Origin of the sequence: Methanococcoides seepicolus (assembly GCF_023684405.1) — an archaeon.
In the GTDB taxonomy this organism is placed as follows: Archaea; Halobacteriota; Methanosarcinia; order Methanosarcinales; family Methanosarcinaceae; genus Methanococcoides; species Methanococcoides seepicolus.
Genome location: NZ_JAGSOI010000146.1, coordinates 1 through 1,065 on the forward strand (window position 1 = coordinate 1; position 1,065 = coordinate 1,065).

A 1,065-nucleotide genomic window follows, 5' to 3' on the forward strand; every position below is an offset into this window, starting at 1 on the left:
TGCGTTCTGAGCCATCTGGCAAGAGAATGCGGTAGTCAATACTATACGGTTTATTTTCATACACCGCTTTATTTATAGCGTCCTGAACAAGCATTCTATCATCAGAATGGACGGAATTTAGAAACGCTTCATAAGTAGTCTCAAATCCCGGCTCTGTAGAAATCTTCGATATTCGGACACTAATCCAATTTGAAAAGATTATGTAATGTGTTACATGATGTTGGAATATAATCCCAATTCCAGTCTATATATGTTGATTTTGATAGGTTTTCTACAGAGCCCAAATCCCAGAGGTGCCAGCCCAAGGATATTATAGATCTCGTCTGACAATTTTAACTTATTTTTGACGAGGTCCCAATCCCAATTGCCAAGATGGGAAATACGCTGTGCATTGGACAAACTAGCTTCACTCTTTCGTAGAGTTTCTTCCATTTGCTTGCGCTCGGTGATGTCTCGTACAGTAACCTGCAGAATCTGTTTATCTTTTAACAAAAAGCGTGTTAACCACACTTCAGCAGGGAATTCCTCTCCATTTTTTCTGCAGTGAACCCATTCAAACTTGGTAGACTCATTCTTGAAGGCTTCTGAGATTCTATCCTGTGCAGCACTCCGTGAATCTTCCCCGTTTGGCTGCTTTGGAGGTGATATTTCGGATAAATGAAATCCAATAATTTCTTCTTTTCTTGAGAAACCAAACATCTTCAGGGCCGCTTTATTACAATCAATGAATCCCCTTTCGTCCATCAACATAAGGACGTCTGAAGATGAGTCGAACAGCACATGATAGTATTCATCGCTTAAAATACCTGTTTTTTCAAGTGTAGGCATTTTTGTCTCTTGTTTTAACAACCGATTCAAATCGTCTTCGACCATTTACTATAACCCCCTTGCAATGTGCTGAAATTAAAAATATCTATTGAAAATATATAAGCGATTTGGCATGTTTTTTCATGATGTGTATATACAATATGTTGCATCAGTTTTGATCGATAATGATTGAATTAACTTCTTTCATTACTTTGAGGTACTCATTGCCAGTTTCTGTAATATTGTATTTGTTGGTTG

The 1,065-nt window shown here is 37.7% G+C and carries 2 protein-coding genes; both read right to left on the bottom strand.

Going from position 1 to position 1,065, the window contains the following annotated elements; translation table 11 throughout:
• Positions 1 to 238: PAS domain-containing protein (locus KDK67_RS14650; RefSeq protein WP_420846955.1), on the bottom strand; the 238-nt coding region annotated here is incomplete at its 3' end.
• Positions 211 to 873 carry a PAS domain-containing protein gene (locus KDK67_RS14135; protein WP_250869484.1) on the bottom strand — a complete coding sequence of 221 codons (663 nt, stop codon included), beginning with the start codon at positions 871 to 873 and terminating at the stop codon, positions 211 to 213. The genes KDK67_RS14135 and KDK67_RS14650, both read right to left, overlap by 28 nt.
• Positions 874 to 1,065: the final 192 nt, after the last annotated feature.